A 19,254-nucleotide genomic window follows, 5' to 3' on the forward strand; every position below is an offset into this window, starting at 1 on the left:
AACGTGGCCAATATCGGCAATGGATAGGGTTAGATATCCATTGTGTTGGCCTTTTCCCAATCCGAGAAATGGCCGCAGAAATCATTCCATTCCTGCATTTTCATTTTGAGATACGCAGCCGAAAAATCCTCGCCCATCGCAGCCTTCAGGCCCTTGTCCTTGTCATACTCGCGCAACGCATCAAGCATGTTCAGCGGCAGTTTGGGCGCGCCGCGTACTTTGTGACCTTCAGCATACATGTCGATGTCGTGACGCTTGCCCGGATCAGCTTGGGACCGGACACCCGACAGACCTGCGGCAATGATGATCGCCTGCAACAGATACGGGTTCACCGCTCCGTCGGGCAGACGCAATTCAAAACGACCGGGGCCGGGAACACGCACCATATGTGTCCGGTTGTTGCCGGTCCACGTGACAGTATTCGGCGCCCATGTCGCGCCCGATGTTGTGCGGGGCGCATTGATACGCTTGTAGCTGTTGACGGTCGGGTTCGTGATCGCGGCCAGTGCGCTGGCGTGCTTCATGATCCCGCCTAGGAAATGGCGCCCCTTTTCGGACAGGCCCAACTCGGCGGTTTGGCTGCTGTCATTGGCGTCCATCGCGAAGACGTTGGTTTTTGCGTCTTTGCCAGCCGCATCCCAAACCGAGATATGTGCGTGACAGCCATTGCCTGTCAGACCCTCGATTGGTTTGGGCATAAACGTTGCGCGGTAGCCGTGCTTTTCCGCAACGCATTTGGTCATGAACTTAAAGAAGCTGTGCTTGTCTGCTGTCGCCAGCGCGTCGTCAAAGTCCCAGTTCATTTCCCACTGGCCATTCGCGTCCTCGTGGTCGTTCTGATACGCCCCCCAACCCAGCTCTAGCATGTAGTCGCTGATCTCGCGGATCACGTCGAGACGACGCATGAATGCCTGCTGGTCATAGCAAGGCTTGGCCGCTGTATCGAATTCGTCTGAAATCTGGTCACCCGCAGGTGTCAGCAAAAAAAACTCGGCTTCGATGCCTGTCTTGACGTGCATGCCTTTGGCGGCGGCTTCGTCGATCAATTTGCGCAGCACATTGCGAGGCGCCTGAGCGACGTCTTCGCCCTCCATCACACAGTTGCCAGGCACCCATGCGATTTCCTTGTTCCACGGCAGGATAATCGCGGCATCAGGGTCTGGCACAGCCAGCATGTCTGGGTGCGCAGGCGTCAGATCGAGCCATGTTGCAAATCCCGCAAAGCCCGCACCGTCTTCTTGCATATCCGCAATAGCACGTGCTGGCACCAGCTTGGCGCGTTGACCGCCAAACAGGTCGGTAAAGGAAATCATGAAATACTTAACACCGTTTTCTTCGGCAAATTTTGCGAGGTCTCTAGCCATCGATTTTATCCCTGTCGTCTGTCTTTTAATTGAAAGGGGCGCAGGTCGTCTCTGACCGCGCGCCCATGTTATTAGTACCCAGTGCCCGGTTTGCCGGGATACCAGTCGGTGCCCGCGAGCGGAACTTTGGCCATGGCGGCCGCTTCCATCGTCAGTGCTACCAAATCCTCAGGTTCGAGGTTGTGCAAGTGGTTCTTGCCACAGGCCCGCGCGATCGTCTGCGCCTCGAGCGTCATAACCTTGAGATAGTTTTTCAACCGACGCCCGCCTTCGATGGGGTCAAAGCGCTTCATCAACTCAGGGTCTTGCGTCGTGATGCCTGCAGGGTCACGACCTTCGTGCCAATCATCATATGCGCCCGCAGTTGTGCCCAACTCGTTGTATTCGGCTTCCCACTTGGGGTCGTTGTCGCCCAGTGCGATCAACGCCGCAGTACCGATTGCAACCGCATCCGCACCCAAGGCCATCGCCTTGGCCACATCTGCGCCCGACCGAATGCCACCCGACAGGATCAACTGAACCTTGCGGTGCATTCCGAGATCCTGCAGCGCCTGAACCGCGGGGCGTACAATCGCCAGAGTAGGCTGACCCACGTGCTCGATGAACACGTCTTGCGTGGCGGCTGTACCACCCTGCATGCCGTCCAAAACGACCGCATCCGCACCCGCTTTGATTGCCAGTGTCGTGTCATAGTAGGGGCGTGCACCTGCAACTTTGACGTAGATCGGAACCTTCCAGCCGGTGATTTCGCGCAGCTCTAGGATTTTGATCTCTAGATCGTCGGGGCCAGTCCAGTCAGGGTGACGACAGGCAGAACGCTGGTCGATACCCTTGGGCAGGTTACGCATCTCGGCGACACGGTCGCTGATCTTTTGACCCAGCAACATACCGCCACCACCGGGCTTGGCACCTTGGCCAACCACGATTTCAATCGCGTCCGCTTTGCGCAGATCATCAGGGTTCATACCGTAGCGAGACGGTAGATACTGATAGACCAGCTTGTCGGAATGGCCGCGCTCTTCGGGTGTCATGCCGCCATCACCAGTGGTGGTCGACGTACCAGCCGCAGACGCACCGCGCCCCAACGCTTCTTTTGCAGGGCCGGACAATGCACCAAAGCTCATGCCCGCAATCGTGATCGGAATGTCCAACTCGATCGGGTTTTCTGCATGCAGACCGCCGATTGTGACGTTTGTCTCGCATTTCTCGCGGTACCCTTCGAGAGGATAGCGAGAGATCGATGCACCCATGAACAACAGGTCGTCAAACGACGGAACCTTACGTTTGGCGCCGCCACCGCGAATGTCATAGATGCCCGTGGCAGCCGCACGACGAATATCGCTGTTGATGTCTTGGGTAAACGTCGCCGATTGGCGGGGCGTCGTTGTGGGGATTCTTTTGTCAGTCATTTCAAATAGCCCTTAATACGCGCCAGCGTTATCGACGTCGAAGTTATAGAGGGTCCGCGCAGACCCATAGCGGGTGAACTCGGACGGGTCAGCATCGATGCCAGCCTCATCCAACAGTCCCTGCAAAAGCACCAAATGCTCTTCGCGCATTTCTTTCTTTTCACAGTCTGCACCCAGCGATTTAACCGATCCGCGGACAAAGAACCGCGCTTCGTAACAGCTGTCACCCAACGCGTCGCCTGCGTCACCACATACGACGAGGTTGCCAGACTGGCCCATAAACGCCGACATGTGCCCGATGTTGCCCTGAACAACGATGTTTACGCCCTTCATCGAGATGCCGCACCGCGATGACGCGTTGCCTTTGACCACAATCAAGCCGCCATGGCCTGTCGCACCCAAATATTGGCTTGCGTCACCTTCGATGACGATCTTGCCAGACATGATGTTTTCACCCGTGCCCGGACCGGCCGAGCCATGAATGTTGACGGTCGCCTGTTGGTTCATGCCGCCACAGTAATAGCCGGTCGACCCTTTGACGATCACTTCGATTGGCGCATCCAAACCACATGCGATCGCATGGCTGCCGCGCGGATTTACGATTTCCCATGCGGTTTGGTTGGTGTCTCCGGATTGCGCGTGCAACGTCTTGTTGGTTTCGCGCAACCCCACTTGGGTCAAATCAATAGTCTGCATCTTAGGCCGCTTTCTCAGAAGTCGTCGGGGCCGTGTCATGGCTCCAGAAATAGACGGTTGCGGGCTCGGGTTCCCAAACGCGGGCGTCCTCGATCCTGGGTAGGTCAACCAACGCACGATACTCGGACCCAAACGCAACATACTGGTCGGTTTCAGCCATCACAGCGGGCTTGCAAGCGATCGGATCACGGACCACGCCGAACCCGTCTTTTGTGCCAACCACAAAGGTAAAGAAGCCGTCCAGATCATCGAGCGATGATTCCAGCGCCTCGCCCAGCGTCGCACCATTCTGCATTTGCCATGTCAGATAGGCCGCGCCGACTTCGGTGTCGTTCTCGGTTTCAATATGCACACCAGCACGGCGCAATTTGCGGCGCAGACTGTTGTGATTAGACAAAGATCCGTTGTGCACAAGGCACTGATCGTCGCCCGTGTTGAACGGGTGCGCACCCATCGTTGTAACAGCAGATTCGGTTGCCATACGGGTGTGACCGATTCCGTGTGAACCGCTCATTTGATCAATTTTAAACCGTTCTGCCACATTTTCAGGCAGTCCGACCTCTTTGTAGATCTCTAGGCTGTCACCCCGACTCATCACCCGAATGGACGGGCTGATCTCTGCCAAAGTGGCCCGTGCATCGGCCGTTTTGCCTGCTGGCAATGTCAAAATAGCATGGGTGCTACTGACCTCTACGGCGACATCCCCACCCAAGGCTTTGGCCAGTGCTTTATCAAGCCCTGCAAAGTCCTCGTCAGGTGTGTCTGACTGCACTGTCATTTTGGTCTTACCATTTGATTCCCTACCATAAATTGCGATCCCTGCACTGTCGGGGCCGCGGTCGGTCATCGTCACCAGCATCTTGGTCAATAGATCGCCAAGCTGAGGCTCCAGTGATTTGTCTTTGAGGAACAACCCTACAATTCCGCACATGTTTGAATTCCCTGAAATCATGGTCCCGTTGTCACGGTCCCGTCGAATCGAACGCTAATGGAAAACATATCCTCACTCAACTGTCGGGAAACTTTTTTTCACTGAAGGCAAAAAAATTCTAGGCGTGGGGTCTATCGTGTGGTTCAGTTTCCGCAGCGGAACCAGTGGGCACGTAATTGCACACAGAATGTTTCGTGCAAAAAGCAAACAGCCGACAGGGGATTCCACCGTGGAAGAACAAATCGCAGAACTCACGGCCAGACTGGCCGAGCTCGAGGCAGCAGGAGGAGGTGGCGCCGTCACCAACACCATGTTCGCCGAGACATTTTATTATCTCACCATCCCGCTGATGATCATCATCCACGCGGGTTTCCTAGCTTATGAAATGGGCGCATCGCGTCTCAAGAACGTTCTGTCGTCGGGTGTAAAGAACATCCTCGCATTCGCGTTCATGATCCCAACCTTCTACTTCTTTGGTTGGTGGGTCTATTGGGGCTTCCCAACTGGTTTACCGGGTGCACCGGGTCCAGCAGGCATCTCGGGCGTTGAATACGCCAATGCCATCGCATGGGGCTGGGGCGAAAGCGCACAGTACATGGGTCCAAACATCGCAGACCAAGCGTCGGGCGTCTTCTTCGGTGCCTTTGCTCTGTTCGCCGCAACCACCGCTTCGATCATGTCGGGTGCGGTGATTGAGCGTATCCAAACAGTCGGCTTTATCATCCTCGCAGTTGTGCTTGGCTCATTCGCTTGGGTCGTTGCCGCCGCTTGGGGTTGGCATGCAGACGGCTGGATGGTTACGGAATTCGGTGTCCATGACTTTGGTGCTGCGGGCCTCGTGCACGCGGTTGCTGGCTTCTTTGCACTGGGTGTCCTGATCAACCTCGGGCCACGGATCGGCAAATTCAACGCCGACGGCTCTGCCAACCACATCGCAGGCCACAACATGCCTCTGACCGTGGTCGGCCTGATGCTGATCATCGTTGGTTTCTGGGGCTTTCTCATGGCCTGCGTTATTGTACCTGGCGAAGCATGGAGCTGGTTTGCTGACAAGCCATCCACCATCTACGGCACACCGATCACACTTTCGGCTCTGGCCTTTAACATCCTGATGGCCGTCGCTGGCGGCATCATTGGTGCATGGGTGATCACACGTGATCCGTTCTGGATGATGTCTGGCGCACTGGCAGGGATCATCTCGACCGCGTCTGGTCTGGATATCTACTACCCGGCTCTGACATTCATCATCGCCTTCTCGGCTGGCTTCATCCTCAAGAGCTGTGCTGATTGGCTGGAACGCCGCGGCATCGACGATGCTGTTGGTGCGGTTACAGTACACGGCACAATCGGTCTCTACGGTGTGGTTCTGCTAGGTATCTTTGGCGCGGGCTACCCAGCGCTGCAGGGTGCTGCTGGTGAAGTGCCAACGATCAACCTGATGGGTCAAATCATCGGTGCGATTGTGTTCTTCCTCTGTGGCTTCGTCCCAGGTTACGTTGTCTCGTACATCCTGAACATGTTCGGAATGCTGCGTGTACGCGAAGGGGCGGAATTGGCTGGTATGGACGTCGTCAAAGTGCCTGCTGCAGGCTACCCCGAGTGGGGCACCGGCGCGAGCAAGACACCTGCCGAATAACGACACACTAGAAAAGGAGAACCACTATGTTCCCATATGAAGAAGCAAGCTGGTCTGTCGTTGACGGTGCCATGTTTATGGGCTGGGGCACAGCGCTGCCCGGTCTGACCACCTTTATCGCTGCAGTGATCTGCGTCGCGGTACTGGTCGTAGGTCAACGCTCTGAAACAGCAAAAGCGAAGAAATTCGACTAAGCCGTTTCAGATGCCAAACGACCAAGGGCTGCCCTCAGGGGCGGTCCTTTTTTAGTTACGATTTGGTAATCTGCGTCGGCTATGCACGACGCCATGTCTGCCCATACCATCATCCCTCGTACTGATGACGCCGCCCTTCGGATGTTCCGCAGTGTGTTCACCACCGCTGATGCATTCGTGTTTCGTTGCGTGAACGATCGCAATTACACGATGCAACAGATCGAGGGGCATGTTCAGAAAATCACAGGCTACTGGCCCGAGGATGTCGTCGGCAACGCTACGCGTTCTTTTTTCGAAATCACGTGGCACGAAGACACCGATCGCGTCTTTGGCATTGTGGATGACGCGATCGCCAAACGGATCGAATGGGACATGTCATACCGCCTGCGCCATGTAGACGGACATCCTGTCTGGATCCGCGAACGTGCCGGGGCTGTGCGAAACGGCGAGGGCGAGATCGAATACCTTTAGGGTCTGATCGTCGATGCCAGCGCTGAAATGGCCCTGCGCCAAGAGCTGGCTGATAAGGTTGAGACAACCGATCAGGTCGGCACCGAAATTCTGCGTCTTGCCAAAAACATCCTTGGATCGGTCCAACAGCTCTCGATGTTGTCGATAAACGCCCGGATCGAGGCCGCCCGTGCAGGCGATACAGGGCGGAGATTGTCGGTGATCGCGCGCGAAATCAATGGGCTCGTCGCGGCCAATTCCGGCTGGGCCCAAGAAATTGCATCCCGTTTGGATGGCCAGATCAACGACTGGACGATTCCGGATCGGCCCCTCTGTGCGCCCGAGCGCCCAAATGAGTGGCGAGAAGTGACAAAAATTTACCTGACAGGAAAAAAAGTTGCACCACATTCTTGCTTTTTAGAATGGGGTCGGGCTGAATACGACAAATACAAAAAGAGTCGTCATAAGGAAAAAAATATATGGCCATTTTATGGAGAACGTCTGCACTCGCTCATCGTCACGCCGAAATCGGTGGTGATCTTGAGGACTGGAACGGTATGGGAACCGCTTGGTTCTATGACAACACCCCCGAGCGGGCCAAGGCCGATTACGAGGCTATCCGCACCAAGGCAGGCCTCATGGATGTCTCGGGTCTGAAAAAGGTCCACGTGACGGGTCCCGATGCGGCCTATGTCATCGACCGCGTCACCACCCGCAACGTCGAGAAAATCGCACCCGGTCGTTCGACCTATGCGTCGATCCTGAATTCGGACGGCAAATTCATCGATGACTGCATCATCTACCACCTCGCGGTGAACTCTTGGCTTGTCGTCCACGGCACAGGCACTGGGATGGAGCAGCTGACGACAGTTGCTGCAGCGAAAAACTGTACCGTCCTTATGGACGACGATCTGCACGACATGTCGCTTCAGGGTCCGAACTCGGTGGACATCCTCGCCAAGGAAATTCCAGCGATCCGCGATCTCGCCTATTTTGGCATCATGCAAACGCGCCTCTTTGGTCGTGACGTGATGATCTCGCGGACCGGTTATACTGGCGAGCGTGGCTACGAGATTTTCTGCCGCGGCAAAGACGCTGTTCATCTGTGGGACAACATTCTTGAAACAGGCAAAGCCGAAGGCGTCCGCCCAACTCAGTTCAGCACGCTCGATATGCTCCGCATCGAGAGCTACCTGCTGTTCTATCCTGGCGACAACTCGGAAACCTTCCCGTTCGAGGATGGCTCGCCCTGTGGCGATACCCTGTGGGAACTCGGTCTCGACTTTACGGTTTCACCGGGTAAAGAGGGCTTTATCGGCTCCGAAAACCACTATGCTTCCAAAGGCAAAGAACGCTTCAAGATCTACGGCGTTAAACTGTCCGGCAGCATGGAGCAGATGGAAATGTTTGCGCGTGTCCACCAAGATGGCAAAGACATCGGCGTGATCACATACGGCCTGTCCTCTGAACTGAACGGGTATTCCGTGGCTATCGCGCGTATCGCACCTGATGCGGCGAAACCCGGCACAAAACTGACCGTTGTTCAGCCAAACGGCACCGAGCTTGCCGCCACAGCCGAAGAAATGCCGTTCTACGATCAGGACAAATCGGTCCGCACCGCCAAAGGTTAACACTCTAGGCGTCCCCGTTTGAACGGGGGCGCCTTTTGTCCTTTAATGAACGAGACCCTATGTCCACATTCAAATTCCCCGACAGCATTCGCAGCCGCCCCGTTTACGGCACCCTGGAACCCCGCGCAGGTTCGGCCCATCTGTTGATTGCCGATGCCCATGGCGCCGAGGCGATCCTCGAGCTGGCCAAGTCAGACCCAAGTCTGATGGCGACCGCGCATATCATCTATATCCCCAAAGGCGAGGATCACGAGGATGCCCTGCGCGCCCTGAACCCCGCCCAGTTCTACGCAGGTCCCAGCTACGCCGCCGCTCAACAGCGCATCCGCAAGGCGCTCGAGGATGCAAAGATGGGCCTTCAGGTGTATCTGACAGGGACCGAGGGTCTCATGGGGCAGGCCCAGAACGAGGCCATGCAGGCAGGCATCCCGCACACGGCAATCCAAACCGAACATCGCGGCTCTGTCGCGCGCCGTATGCAATGTGTACACTGCAAAGGCATCACCGAAGACGTCGCAACAGACCCGTTTGTCTGTTCGCACTGCGGTCTCAACCTCTTTGTCCGCGACCACTATTCCCGCCGTCTCGCCGCCTACCAAGGTGTGTGCATCGACGCCGAAGACCCCGGCAATGTGCCCGAGCCCAAGGAGCTGTACACATGAGCGGAGCCACAAAAATCGCCGTCACAGTCACCGATATCGTTCCTCTGAACGATCTGGTCACACGGTTCGAATTCAAACCCACCGACGGCGGTCGTCTGCCCACGTTTTCCGGCGGCGCGCACACGGTTGTTGAAATGCGCGATGGCGACCTGACGCGCATGAACCCCTATTCGCTGATGTCCGATCCGGCCGATCAGAGCGCCTACACCATCAGTGTACGCCGCGACGACGAAGGTCGCGGTGGCTCGCTCTTCATGCACAATAACGTGTCGGTTGGCGACGAGATGACCATCAGCTATCCGGTCAATCTTTTCAGCCTCGATCTGCGCGCGCGTAAACACCTCTTTATCGCAGGTGGCATCGGCATCACGCCGTTCCTTGCGCAACTCAAACAGCTCGAGCGCAGCAATGGCCTATGGGAACTCCATTATGCCTGCCGCACATCCGCGCTGGGCTCGTATGTTGACGAGCTGACAGAAAACCACCCCAACAACACGCACGTCTACTACGATGATCAAAAGCAGATGATCGATCTGCAGAACCTGCTGGATGGTCAGCCGCTTGGCACGCATATCTACGTGTGCGGGCCCAAAGGTATGATCGAGTGGGTGCGCAGAACGGCTGCGGCTGCGGGCTGGCCTGCCGAGGCGATCCACTACGAGGAATTCCTCGCTCCACAACCCGGTAAACCCTTTGAGGTCAAGCTGGCGATTTCGAACAAAACCATCCAAGTCGGCGAACAAGAGAGCTTGCTCGAAGCGATGGAACGCGAAGGTGTCGACGCGCCATACCTGTGCCGCGGCGGCGCGTGCGGGCAATGCGAAACCAGCGTTATCGACTATTCCGGCAATTTCATTCACCGCGATCACTGGCTCGAGGATGCAGAACACGCATCGGGCCAGAAAATCATGCCATGTGTGTCCCGCTTCGAGGGCAAGACCCTCGTGCTCGACCGCTAAGGAGGCGATCCAATGACCATTCAATTCAACGACGAAACCTTCCGCGACGACTATTCGTTCCACAACTCGGAACGCGCGATCAAACGCTTTCCGTTTCCGTTCCACGAAGACAGCTACATGTATTCGGTCAACATGGAACAACACCAAGGCGGCCCCGCAGACAGCATTTATGAAAAGCGTTTCGACGTAGACGAGCATTATGTCTCGGAAATGCGCGACCGTGCGATGGTACTGGCCGATGATCCGCTGCGCTGTCAGTCGCTGCCGCACATGACGTTGGCGGGCTGGGATCTGTTGGAACTCATCATGGTGTCCAAATCCGAGGACTATCCTGATCTCTTCGAACTGCACCGCGATGGCGACAACTGGCGCTGGCTGAACAAACCTTTGGGCATCGACGACAGCTTTGTGTTTCTTGATGAAACCACGCTGCCGTATGGCCCGATGGAATACATCACCCGTCAGACCCAAGGTGATTTTTGCGTCCTTGATCAACGGGATGATAACCTGTGGATGGACGCGGGCATGATCACGACACAGGCCGATTGGTCGCTCGACTTTGATCTCGGCATGAACTTTTTTGAATGGCATGCGCCGGTTCCACTGGCTCACGAAAAAGGCATCTTTGTTCGTGCGCTAAAATTCCTGTTGAACATTCAACAGGGCTCGCCCGCGCGGCGTTTAAACTGGACGATGACCGTGAACCCGCTGTTGGACACGTCGCCCGAGAACTATCACAAATGGGGTATCCAAAAGACCACGCTGACGCCCGAAAACATTGGCGCGAAACAGCACCTGCGGGTCGAGCTTCAGACGTTCTTCCGTCTGCCACGTTCAAATGCGCTCGTGTTCCCGATCCGCTGCTACCTGTGCAGCTTTCAGGACATGATGACGATGCCAAAATGGGGTCGCCGTTTGCACCGCGTGATCCGTGATCTCCCCGAGGAATTGGCGACGTACAAAGGCTTTATCGACAACCGTCCGATGATGCTCGATTACCTGTCAAAATTTGATGATGGGCAGCCGACCAGCCCTGGCATCTGGCCTGATTTCGACACCGAGCCACCCCTAAGATAGGGTCCCAAGGGGGCGTCCCAAACTGGTTAACGCTTTAACCTGTGTGTTCCAATCCTTGCGCCACCGCACGGATTGACACGCGGGTTTGGGCGATTCCAAAATATGCAAATTATGTATTTCAGAACCAAAAATACATAAATTACATATTTTTTGGATCTTTGGGGCATGGGGATCTGTTCGAAAACGAACCCGAACGGTGGGTTAACGTTTCTGCGGGTACGAAATAATCGAAAGATACCGCGCTGGCAGCTTTACCAGAACCTCTGGCCCGTGCGGCGCGTCCGCATCAAAGAACAACGTGTCTCCGGGTTTCAGCGAATAGACAGCGTCACCATGTCGATAATCAACTTCCCCCTCCAGCATATAGATCGTTTCGATCCCGCCATGCTGGAACGTTGGAAATACGTCTGATTTCGCCGAAAGGGTGATCAGATAAGGCTCGACGATCACGCCGCTCGCGTTGGCACCAATGTGGCCCAACAGATTGTATTGATGGTTGGCTCGGGTTCCGTCCCGCTCCATCTCGACGCCTTCACCCGCAGGGGTATGGACCGCCATCCGCTTTTCCTCGAAGCCTGAAAAAAAGGATGTAATTGGGACAGTTAGCGCATCAGCGAGGGTTTGCAGTGTGGTCAGGGATGGTGATGTGTTGCCGTTCTCGATCTTGGATAGCATCCCGATCGACAGACCTGTCATGGCGGATAGCTCGGCAACGGTCATGTTCTGACGGCGTCTGAATCCCTTGACTTCTCGTCCAATCGCGACTTCCAACACATTCTCGCGCACTTCGCGCAATCTGTGGGGGTTCTGGCTTAATTGCGCAGCACTCATATTTGACCTCGGAGATTCGACGTTCATTACCGGTTGCCTTCTATTCCTTTGTCAGTCTCAATCAAGTCGCTCGTTTTGAAATGTTGGCTCTAGCTTAGCAGGATTTTTTCCTGATAGTGTAAAAATATGAATACTGGTAAAAAAATCAAGCTCGGATTCCTGATTTTCCCAGGCTTTCCAATGGCTTGCCTGACTTCGATGATTGAACCTCTTCGTGCTGCGAATGAAATTGTAGGCCACACAGCTTTTGACTGGGCACTTATCAGCGAGACCGGAGCGCGTGTCGAGGCCAGTGCTCGGGTGTCTTTCGACCCTGATCTTGCTTTGGATGACCTCGAAACATTGGACCAGTTGTTTTTGTTAAGTGGCCCCACCAGTCGCTTTGAAAATCCGACGTCCTCTGAGGGCAAGCTGCGCAAAAGCGCGCGGCACGGCATGACGCTGGGCGCGGTTAGCGGGGGTGTTTTCCCGCTCGCTCGTGCGGGGTTGCTGTCGGATTGCACGACGTCGGTTCATTGGTGTTATGCGGCTGCTTTTGATGCCGAGTTCCCAGATCTAGCCGCGACGGACGAGGTGATGTCGTTCAGTGATCGGCGCATTACGGCATCGGGTGCCGCGGCTGCCTTTGACCTATCGCTTCACCTGATCGAAGAGACGCTGGGTGCTGGTGTCGCGACCGAAGTTGCGTGTTGGTTCCAACACCCATTGGTTCGCCGCCAAGGCGTCGCACAACGGGTCCCGACCATGAATGCCGCCAGCACAGATGATATGTTGCCAGTGGCCGTTCGTGATGCGGTTGATATGTTTGCCAGCCATATCGAGGATCCCGTCAACGTGGCAGACGTCGCCAACGCCATCGGTGTCTCAGGTCGACAACTGGAACGAATGTTCAAAAAGACGACGGGAAAGAGCCCACTGCATTATTACCGTGCCCTTCGGATGAAGGCCGCGCGGCAGTTGGTGCTATATTCAAATGATACGATGACCGAGATCGCGCTGGCGGTTGGCTATGCCTCGTCCACTACGATGATCGCGAACTACGAAGAAGTGTTTGGTCTTCATCCCGCTGAGGATCGCCGCAAAATCAATATGTTTCGCGTTCAGGACAACGGCCCGATCCCAGCGGCCTAAGCGACCGAATGGGCGGCGGCGATCAGTGCATGATGCAATGATCCGGCTGACGATCGTGGTCCAATCACTCGCAATTCGGTGTCACCTGTTCTGCAGATAAAGCATCCCATCTGGTGGATCGTAGAACGCGTGGCGTCGCCAACAGCCATGCCGTGAATATCAACGGGGCACAGCAGTTCGCACATCGCAGGCATTTGCGAGCCTGAGATGTCAAAACAAACCCAACCATCGGACTGTTCTGTGACAGAAGCGTCGGCTCCGGTCGCGCCAGCAACGGTTTCGAAAAGCGTTTCGTGATCGGCATAGTCCGCGCTTAGCATCCATTGGTCTGGGCCAATCCACATGGCCGGGATGTCGCCCTTGAGCGATGCCTTGCCCGGACCGGGTAGGGTCGCGCCAACCAAAGTCTTGAGCGTCTTGAGCGTTTGTTTTTCGCGACCCAATCGCGCAGCGACGGATGCCAGCGCCAAATCAGGCACTTCGCAAATGGTCAGGGTTCCGACGGTTTGAACGTCCGCAACTGCGCCACCGAGGGCTGTGAGGGGTTTGAGATTATGCACGCAACCGCTCTCCATCTGGGTCGATAAAGTGGGCGCTGACAATTTCAACTTGGGTTTCGATACCGGTCAGGGGGCTCACCAGACGCATGACCTCGCCTTTGCGGTTTGCGCCGTCCTTGAGAAATCCGATTGCGATAGAATGACCTAAGATGGGCGAGTAGCAGGCACTGGTCGCATACCCTTGGTCGTGGGCCGCGTCGATCGGGCCGTCGGCGGCCATCAGGTGCGCGCCCGCAGGCACAGGGTCGTTCGGATTGGTCGGCTTGATGCCGACCTGAGCCAGCGCATCTGCCTCGTTCATGCCGGGGCGTTCAGACAGGGTGCTGCCGATGCTATCCTTTTTCTTGCTGACCATGCGACCCATCCCAAGATTCAGGGCGCTGGTCGTGCCGTTCAGCTCGTTGCCTGCAGCGTGGCCTTTTTCAATCCGCATCACACCCAGGGCTTCGGTGCCGTAAGGGACGATGTCGAAATCGGCTCCAGCTGTCATAATCTCACGGATCAAGGCGTCGCCATAGCGCGTCGGCACAGCGATTTCATAAGCCAGCTCGCCTGAGAATGAGATGCGGAACAGACGCGCGCGCAGACCACCACAGACGGTGATATTTGCACAGGCCATGAATGGGAACGCCTCGTTGCTGATGTCTTGGTCAACGATCTTTTCCAGCACCTTGCGGCTGTTGGGGCCCGCCACGGCGTATTGCGCCCAACCTTCGGTGGTCGAGATCAGCTGCACGTCCATGTCTGGGAACAGGCACTGGCGCACAAATTCCATGTGACGGTAAACACCAACAGCGTTGGCCGTGGTTGTCGTGACAACAAAATGGTCTTCGGCCAACCGTGCGGCGGTGCCATCATCCATTGCAATGCCGTCTTCGCGCAGCATCAGGCCATACCGCACTTTGCCGACAGCAAGTTTGGCAAAGCCGTTGCAGTAGATTTTGTTGAGAAAGTCCGCAGCGTCTGCGCCTTGGACATCAACTTTGCCCAATGTGGTGACATCGCAAACGCCAACAGAGTTGCGGGTGGCCAACACTTCACGGTCAACGCTTTCACGCCACGTGGTTTCGCCCTCAATCGGGAACCACTGCGCACGCAGCCAGTTGCCGACCTCGACAAACACGGCTCCACGCTCTTCTGCAAAGGTGTGGCTGGGTGTCTTGCGTGTTGGGTGGAAGTCCATTCCACGCGCTCTGCCCGCAAACGTGCCAATCGGGACGGGGGTATAAGGGGGGCGGAAGATCGTTGTGCCAACCTCTGGAATGGTTTTGCCCGCGATTTCAGCCATCACGGCCAAGCCGCCCATGTTGGATGTCTTGCCCTGATCGGTGGCCATCCCCAATGTGGTGTAGCGTTTGAGATGTTCGACCGAACGAAAGCCTTCTTGGTGGCTGAGCTTGACGTCTTTGACGGTCACATCGTTTTGTTGGTCCAGCCACGCGCGGCTTGCGCCTTCGACATACCAGAATGGCGTGATGTTGGTTGGCGCATCCTCGGCTTGTGGCATCTTTGGCGCACGAGATTTGATGCCTAGGTCGCGTAGGATCGCGGCTGCTTCTTTTGCGCCAGTGGTCAATGCGGCATGGGTCGAAAAGACACCTGTGGCGGCTCCGGCGACGGACATGCCCGCAGGCAGTTCTGCACTGGGGACAAAGGCCGCGATGTCATCGTTCCACGTCGGGCGTCCGCGTTGGTGGCAGGTCATGTGAACATTCGGGTTCCAGCCACCTGACATTGCCAGCGCGCCGCAATCTAGTCTGCGAGTGCTGCCATCCGCCAATTTTACTTCGGCAAATGTCAGGCCCAGCCGACCTTTGGTGTCCGTGACTTGCGCGCCAGCGAGGACTTCGTAGCTGTTGCTGCGTGGGGCACCTTCGCGGGTGTCGACCACGGCAGCGATTTTGACGCCTTTTGCATGTAGATCAGCGGCGGTTCGGTGGCCGTCATCATTGTTGGTGAAAATAGCGACCCGTTCGTGCGGTGTCGCGGCCCAGCGATTGGCAAAGCTGCGCACCGCACCTGCCATCATGATGCCAGGACGGTCGTTGTTTTCGAACGCGATAGGCCGTTCGATTGCACCCGCACACAACAATGTTCGTTTGGTATAGAGACGCCACAGGATCTGTCGCGGTTTGCCAGCGTCAGGGGTGTGGAGATGGTCGCTGACCCGTTCAACCGCGCCATAGGTGCCATGGTCAAACGCACCGATCACTGTTGTGCGTGCCATCATGCGAACATTTGGAAGGGTGGCCAGCTCGGCTACGGTTTGGGCGGCCCAATCAGAGCCATGAGCGTCGCCCACAGCAATCGTTTCACTGTTGAGACGTCCACCCATACGGAAATCTTCGTCGGCGAGAATGACCCGCGCACCGGCACGACCAGCGGTCAGAGCGGCAGCAACGCCCGATGGCCCCGCGCCGATAATCAACAGATCACAATGCAGGAACCCTTTATCATAGACGTCCGGATCGTCCTCAAGCGAGAGCGAGCCAAGACCCGCTGCGTTGCGAATGATCGGTTCGTAAATCTTCTCCCAAAAAGCGGCAGGCCACATGAAGGTTTTGTAGTAGAAACCAGCGGCGAGAAAGTTTGAGAACCGATCGTTGATCGACAACAGATCGAACTTGAGCGACCCGAGGCGATTCTGGCTCTTGGCGAGCAAACCATCAAACAATTCAATCGTCGTCGCACGTGTGTTCGGCTCTTGGCGGTTTCCGGCGCGCAGTTCGACCAACGCATTAGGCTCTTCTGAGCCCGAGGTCAAAAGGCCGCGTGGACGGTGATATTTGAACGAACGGCCCATCAGCCGAACACCGTTTGCCACCAAAGCCGATGCCAGCGTGTCACCAGGGTGTCCTGTGAACTGCTTGCCATCAAAGCTGAAATTCAGAGTTTGCGAGGTGTCAATTTGACCACCTTTAAGACGATTTTTCTGGGTCATTTGGAACGCCCCTGTGCACGGGCCACGTCACGGGCAAGTTCGACTGACTTGATCTCGTGAGTGACAGTGTTGCGGGTGACAACCAGCCAAGAGCGGTCGCCGCCTTCGTGGAACCACAGCTCGCGGTGATTGCCCGCTGGGTTGTCACGCAGATAGCCATAGTCGTGAAATTCTGCCGTGGCTGTGTCGGATTGCCAGTCGGGGCGGTCGATCAGGCGCGCATCGCCAAGATAGGTGAATTCGGCGCTGTCGCGGGGGCCTAGCAAGGGGTGATTGATAATCATCAGTGCAAATTGGGCTGATTGCCCATCCCTTTTTCATCGATCATGTGACCGGTCTCGAAACGGTTGAAGCGGTATGCGGTTGCGGTCTCGTGCGGGGCGTCTTTGGCCAGCAAATGCGCAAAGGCAAAGCCGGAGGCGGGCGTTGCTTTGAACCCGCCGTAGCACCAGCCACCGTTGAAATATAGGCCTTCGATATGAGTGCGGTCGATGATGGGCGAGCCGTCCATCGACATGTCCATGATCCCGCCCCACATCCGCAGCAATCGTGCACGCCCAATCGCAGGCAAGATTGCCATGCCGCCTTCGCAGACGTCTTCGACCACGGGCAAGTTGCCGCGCTGGGCATAAGAGTTGTAGCCGTCGATGTCGCCGCCAAAAACAAGGCCTCCCTTGTCAGACTGGCTGCAATAGAAATGTCCTGCGCCAAAGGTGATGACGCCGGGCAAGACAGGTTTCAGTCCCTCGGACACGAAGGCCTGCAAAACGTGACTCTCCATCGGGAGGCGCATCTCTGCTTTGGACATCAGGCGCGAGGATGAGCCTGCAACAGCGCAACCAACCTTGGTGGCGCCGATAAATCCTTTGGTCGTCTCGACACCCAGACATTTGCCGTTTTCGATTTTAAAGCCGGTGACTTCGCAATTTTGAATGATGTCTACACCGCGACTGTCGCCGCCGCGCGCATAACCCCAAGCCACCGCATCATGACGAACTGTGCCGCCACGATGCTGGGCAAGACCGCCCTTGATCGGAAAACGTGCGTCATTTGTGTTGAGAAACGGGTAGCGTTCTTTGATCTGCGCGGTGGTCAGCATCTCCGCATCCGCACCATTTAGGATCATGGCGTTGCCCCGACGGGTGAACGCATCTCGCTGCGCGTCAGAGTGGATCAAGTTGAGAATGCCGCGCTGGGACACCATCGCATTATAGTTAAAGTCCTGCTCGAGCCCCTCCCAAAGTTTTAGTGAGAATTCGTAAAACGGCTCGTTCCCATCTAGCAAATAGTTCGAACGGATGATTGTGGTGTTCCGACCTACGTTGCCGCCGCCGATCCAGCCCTTTTCAATCACTGCGATCTTTTTCTGCCCAAATTCCTTGGCCAGATAGTAGGCCGTCGCCAGTCCGTGACCGCCACCACCGATGATGACAATGTCATAGTGTGGTTGTGGCTCGAGATCTCGCCACGCGGGCGCCCAGCCTTTGTGCCCAGTGAGGGCCTGCTTGATGACCTGAAATCCAGAGTACCTCATGAGATGCATCCTTTCGCAATCTCAATGTGGTCCGATACGGGGCGCACGTCCTCGTGATATTAGACATTTGCCACCGCAAAACCGACGCGATGAAAAATTGAGCGACATCCGATTGTTTCATCGGCAAGAAAAAAACTTGATTGGTAGGAATAATTGGTCAGACTGCGGTCATTGAGGTGTTAGTGGTCACAAGAGAATCGCATCGCCTCTCACGGCCTCGTCTAGGGGTTGGGCGCGCCAAGTGTGGCGCACTGTTCAAAGGGAGACTAAAAATGAAAAAATTCACAACAGCACTGACAGCTGGCGTATTGGCAATCGCTCCAATCGCTGCAATGGCTGCCGGTCACGGTGACAGTGACGATCCAATCGTCATTCCAATTCACAACTGGTCCAGCCAGATCGTGATGTCGAATGTTGTAGGTCAAATCCTCGAAGAGGCTGGCAACAACGTTGAGTACGTCACAACTGACAGCCAAGCGGTGTACGAGTCGGTCCGTCTGGGCGACGTCACACTCGAGCTGGAAGTATGGGAAGGGGCCTTTGGCGCTTCGTTCCGCGCGGCTTTGGAAAAGGGCGGTATCGTCGATGTGGGTGACCACAACGCTGTGACACGCGAAGACTGGTGGTATCCAATGTGGACCAAAGATGCATGCCCAGGCCTGCCATCTTGGGAAGCTTTGAACGATTGTGCGGCTCTGTTCGCGACACCTGAGACTGGCGACAAAGGTCGTTACCTCGACGGTCCAGTGGACTGGCTCAAGCACGGTCAAGAGCGTGTTGCAGCGCTCGATATGAACTTTGTCGTTGTAAACGCGGGATCGGCTGCAGCTCTTTGGGCTGAAATCGGCGCTGCCGAAGCGGACAAACGTCCAGTGGTTGTCTTTAACTGGACACCAAACTTTGCCGAGGCTGTATGGCCAGGTGAGTTCGTCGAGTTCCCAGCATGGGAAGATGGCTGTGACAAAGATCCAGCTGTTGGTCCAAACCCAGATGCGCTGTATGATTGCGGCAACCCAGCTACGGGCTACCTCAAGAAAGCGGCTTGGGACGGTATGGAAGAGAAATGGCCAAACGCATACGGCATTCTCGAGAACATCTCGTTCACCAACCCACAGATTGCTGAAATGGCTAAACTGGTCGACATCGACGAGCTCGAGCCAGAAGATGCCGCTGCTGAGTGGCTGGAAGCAAACGAAGACGTTTGGAAGACTTGGCTGAACTAAGCCACCCAAACGTTTAAAACGACAC

Annotated in this window: 19 protein-coding genes; 10 read left to right on the top strand and 9 right to left on the bottom strand. The window is 56.1% G+C overall.

The genetic code is table 11. The features are described from left to right. Window positions 1-29 precede the first annotated feature (29 nt). The 4 genes from glnT to TR2A62_RS16450 all read right to left on the bottom strand — a co-directional run bounded on the left by glnT (window position 30) and on the right by TR2A62_RS16450 (window position 4,400). Entirely contained in the window at window positions 30-1,364 is a 1,335-nt protein-coding gene (glnT, locus tag TR2A62_RS16435; protein ID WP_009160087.1) for a type III glutamate--ammonia ligase, read from the bottom strand. Between the two features lie 71 nt (window positions 1,365-1,435). Beyond that, entirely contained in the window at window positions 1,436-2,773 is a 1,338-nt protein-coding gene (locus TR2A62_RS16440; protein ID WP_009159727.1) for an FMN-binding glutamate synthase family protein, read from the bottom strand. 12 nt (window positions 2,774-2,785) lie between these two features. Further along, on the bottom strand, window positions 2,786-3,469 hold the full coding sequence (locus TR2A62_RS16445) for a protein glxC (RefSeq protein ID WP_009158522.1): 684 nt from the start codon (window positions 3,467-3,469) through the stop codon (window positions 2,786-2,788). A gap of 1 nt (window position 3,470) precedes the next feature. Then, the gene (locus TR2A62_RS16450) at window positions 3,471-4,400 is read right to left on the bottom strand and encodes a glutamine amidotransferase family protein (protein WP_009160211.1); all 930 of its coding nucleotides are present in this window, start codon (window positions 4,398-4,400) and stop codon (window positions 3,471-3,473) included. Between the two features lie 229 nt (window positions 4,401-4,629). On the opposite strand from TR2A62_RS16450, the gene TR2A62_RS16455 reads away from it, so the two are divergent. The 8 genes from TR2A62_RS16455 to TR2A62_RS16485 all read left to right on the top strand — a co-directional run bounded on the left by TR2A62_RS16455 (window position 4,630) and on the right by TR2A62_RS16485 (window position 11,009). Beyond that, window positions 4,630-6,036, top strand: coding sequence for an ammonium transporter (locus TR2A62_RS16455; protein ID WP_009158924.1), 1,407 nt, complete (start codon window positions 4,630-4,632; stop codon window positions 6,034-6,036). Between the two features lie 26 nt (window positions 6,037-6,062). After that, window positions 6,063-6,230, top strand: coding sequence for a hypothetical protein (locus TR2A62_RS18855; RefSeq protein WP_009160727.1), 168 nt, complete (start codon window positions 6,063-6,065; stop codon window positions 6,228-6,230). A 93-nt stretch (window positions 6,231-6,323) separates the two neighbouring features. Beyond that, window positions 6,324-6,701, top strand: coding sequence for a PAS domain-containing protein (locus TR2A62_RS16460; RefSeq protein ID WP_190275721.1), 378 nt, complete (start codon window positions 6,324-6,326; stop codon window positions 6,699-6,701). Window positions 6,702-6,728: 27 nt separating this feature from the next. Beyond that, complete coding sequence (locus TR2A62_RS19265; protein WP_083791084.1) at window positions 6,729-7,337, top strand: methyl-accepting chemotaxis protein; 609 nt, start codon at window positions 6,729-6,731, stop codon at window positions 7,335-7,337. Beyond that, a complete protein-coding gene (locus tag TR2A62_RS16470; protein WP_223296132.1) occupies window positions 7,238-8,311 on the top strand; it encodes an aminomethyltransferase family protein in 1,074 nt (357 codons plus the stop codon). The genes TR2A62_RS19265 and TR2A62_RS16470 overlap by 100 nt, the downstream gene beginning before the upstream one ends. Before the next feature lie 59 nt (window positions 8,312-8,370). After that, window positions 8,371-8,973, top strand: a complete 603-nt coding sequence (gene dmmA / locus TR2A62_RS16475; RefSeq protein WP_009159134.1) for a dimethylamine monooxygenase subunit DmmA — start codon at window positions 8,371-8,373, stop codon at window positions 8,971-8,973. Next, complete coding sequence (locus TR2A62_RS16480; RefSeq protein ID WP_009160199.1) at window positions 8,970-9,932, top strand: PDR/VanB family oxidoreductase; 963 nt, start codon at window positions 8,970-8,972, stop codon at window positions 9,930-9,932. Before dmmA ends, TR2A62_RS16480 begins: the two co-directional genes overlap by 4 nt. 12 nt (window positions 9,933-9,944) lie before the next feature. Beyond that, complete coding sequence (locus tag TR2A62_RS16485) at window positions 9,945-11,009, top strand: DUF3445 domain-containing protein (RefSeq protein WP_009158034.1); 1,065 nt, start codon at window positions 9,945-9,947, stop codon at window positions 11,007-11,009. Between the two features lie 201 nt (window positions 11,010-11,210). Here the strand turns inward: TR2A62_RS16485 and TR2A62_RS16490 are convergent, their stop codons facing one another. Then, window positions 11,211-11,840 (bottom strand): XRE family transcriptional regulator, encoded by a 630-nt coding sequence (locus TR2A62_RS16490; RefSeq protein ID WP_009159019.1) that lies wholly within the window; start codon window positions 11,838-11,840, stop codon window positions 11,211-11,213. Window positions 11,841-11,966: 126 nt separating this feature from the next. Between TR2A62_RS16490 and TR2A62_RS16495 the strand changes: the two genes are divergently transcribed. Next, entirely contained in the window at window positions 11,967-12,971 is a 1,005-nt protein-coding gene (locus tag TR2A62_RS16495) for a GlxA family transcriptional regulator (protein ID WP_009159561.1), read from the top strand. Here TR2A62_RS16495 and TR2A62_RS16500 read toward each other — a convergent pair. The 4 genes from TR2A62_RS16500 to TR2A62_RS16515 are packed head-to-tail and all read right to left on the bottom strand — an operon-like array spanning window position 12,968 to window position 18,006. After that, a complete protein-coding gene (locus TR2A62_RS16500; RefSeq protein ID WP_009160342.1) occupies window positions 12,968-13,531 on the bottom strand; it encodes a sarcosine oxidase subunit gamma in 564 nt (187 codons plus the stop codon). The two genes, TR2A62_RS16495 and TR2A62_RS16500, sit on opposite strands and share 4 nt — an antisense overlap. After that, a complete protein-coding gene (locus TR2A62_RS16505; RefSeq protein WP_009158718.1) occupies window positions 13,524-16,472 on the bottom strand; it encodes a sarcosine oxidase subunit alpha family protein in 2,949 nt (982 codons plus the stop codon). Before TR2A62_RS16505 ends, TR2A62_RS16500 begins: the two co-directional genes overlap by 8 nt. Continuing rightward, the gene (locus tag TR2A62_RS16510; RefSeq protein ID WP_009158665.1) at window positions 16,469-16,756 is read right to left on the bottom strand and encodes a sarcosine oxidase subunit delta; all 288 of its coding nucleotides are present in this window, start codon (window positions 16,754-16,756) and stop codon (window positions 16,469-16,471) included. The genes TR2A62_RS16505 and TR2A62_RS16510 overlap by 4 nt, the downstream gene beginning before the upstream one ends. Continuing rightward, window positions 16,756-18,006 (bottom strand): sarcosine oxidase subunit beta family protein, encoded by a 1,251-nt coding sequence (locus tag TR2A62_RS16515; RefSeq protein WP_009160035.1) that lies wholly within the window; start codon window positions 18,004-18,006, stop codon window positions 16,756-16,758. The genes TR2A62_RS16510 and TR2A62_RS16515 overlap by 1 nt, the downstream gene beginning before the upstream one ends. A gap of 272 nt (window positions 18,007-18,278) precedes the next feature. Between TR2A62_RS16515 and TR2A62_RS16520 the strand changes: the two genes are divergently transcribed. Then, entirely contained in the window at window positions 18,279-19,229 is a 951-nt protein-coding gene (locus TR2A62_RS16520; protein WP_009160767.1) for an ABC transporter substrate-binding protein, read from the top strand. Window positions 19,230-19,254 lie beyond the last annotated feature (25 nt).

Origin of the sequence: Thalassobium sp. R2A62, assembly GCF_000161835.1 — a bacterium.
GTDB lineage: Bacteria > Pseudomonadota > Alphaproteobacteria > Rhodobacterales > Rhodobacteraceae > Thalassobium.

Excerpts from the sequence above, each read along its gene's own strand:
- dmmA (WP_009159134.1), top strand. The coding sequence starts at position 8,371 with ATGTCCACATTCAAATTCCCCGACAGCATTCGCAGCCGCCCCGTTTAC.
- TR2A62_RS18855 (WP_009160727.1), top strand. The coding sequence starts at position 6,063 with ATGTTCCCATATGAAGAAGCAAGCTGGTCTGTCGTTGACGGTGCCATG.
- TR2A62_RS16505 (WP_009158718.1), bottom strand. The coding sequence starts at position 16,472 with ATGACCCAGAAAAATCGTCTTAAAGGTGGTCAAATTGACACCTCGCAA.
- glnT (WP_009160087.1), bottom strand. The coding sequence starts at position 1,364 with ATGGCTAGAGACCTCGCAAAATTTGCCGAAGAAAACGGTGTTAAGTAT.
- TR2A62_RS16445 (WP_009158522.1), bottom strand. The coding sequence starts at position 3,469 with ATGCAGACTATTGATTTGACCCAAGTGGGGTTGCGCGAAACCAACAAG.
- TR2A62_RS16440 (WP_009159727.1), bottom strand. The coding sequence starts at position 2,773 with ATGACTGACAAAAGAATCCCCACAACGACGCCCCGCCAATCGGCGACG.
- TR2A62_RS16520 (WP_009160767.1), top strand. The coding sequence starts at position 18,279 with ATGAAAAAATTCACAACAGCACTGACAGCTGGCGTATTGGCAATCGCT.
- TR2A62_RS16510 (WP_009158665.1), bottom strand. The coding sequence starts at position 16,756 with ATGATTATCAATCACCCCTTGCTAGGCCCCCGCGACAGCGCCGAATTC.
- TR2A62_RS16515 (WP_009160035.1), bottom strand. The coding sequence starts at position 18,006 with ATGAGGTACTCTGGATTTCAGGTCATCAAGCAGGCCCTCACTGGGCAC.
- TR2A62_RS16470 (WP_223296132.1), top strand. The coding sequence starts at position 7,238 with ATGGGAACCGCTTGGTTCTATGACAACACCCCCGAGCGGGCCAAGGCC.
- TR2A62_RS16495 (WP_009159561.1), top strand. The coding sequence starts at position 11,967 with ATGAATACTGGTAAAAAAATCAAGCTCGGATTCCTGATTTTCCCAGGC.
- TR2A62_RS16480 (WP_009160199.1), top strand. The coding sequence starts at position 8,970 with ATGAGCGGAGCCACAAAAATCGCCGTCACAGTCACCGATATCGTTCCT.
- TR2A62_RS16485 (WP_009158034.1), top strand. The coding sequence starts at position 9,945 with ATGACCATTCAATTCAACGACGAAACCTTCCGCGACGACTATTCGTTC.
- TR2A62_RS19265 (WP_083791084.1), top strand. The coding sequence starts at position 6,729 with ATGGCCCTGCGCCAAGAGCTGGCTGATAAGGTTGAGACAACCGATCAG.
- TR2A62_RS16450 (WP_009160211.1), bottom strand. The coding sequence starts at position 4,400 with ATGTGCGGAATTGTAGGGTTGTTCCTCAAAGACAAATCACTGGAGCCT.
- TR2A62_RS16490 (WP_009159019.1), bottom strand. The coding sequence starts at position 11,840 with ATGAGTGCTGCGCAATTAAGCCAGAACCCCCACAGATTGCGCGAAGTG.
- TR2A62_RS16460 (WP_190275721.1), top strand. The coding sequence starts at position 6,324 with ATGTCTGCCCATACCATCATCCCTCGTACTGATGACGCCGCCCTTCGG.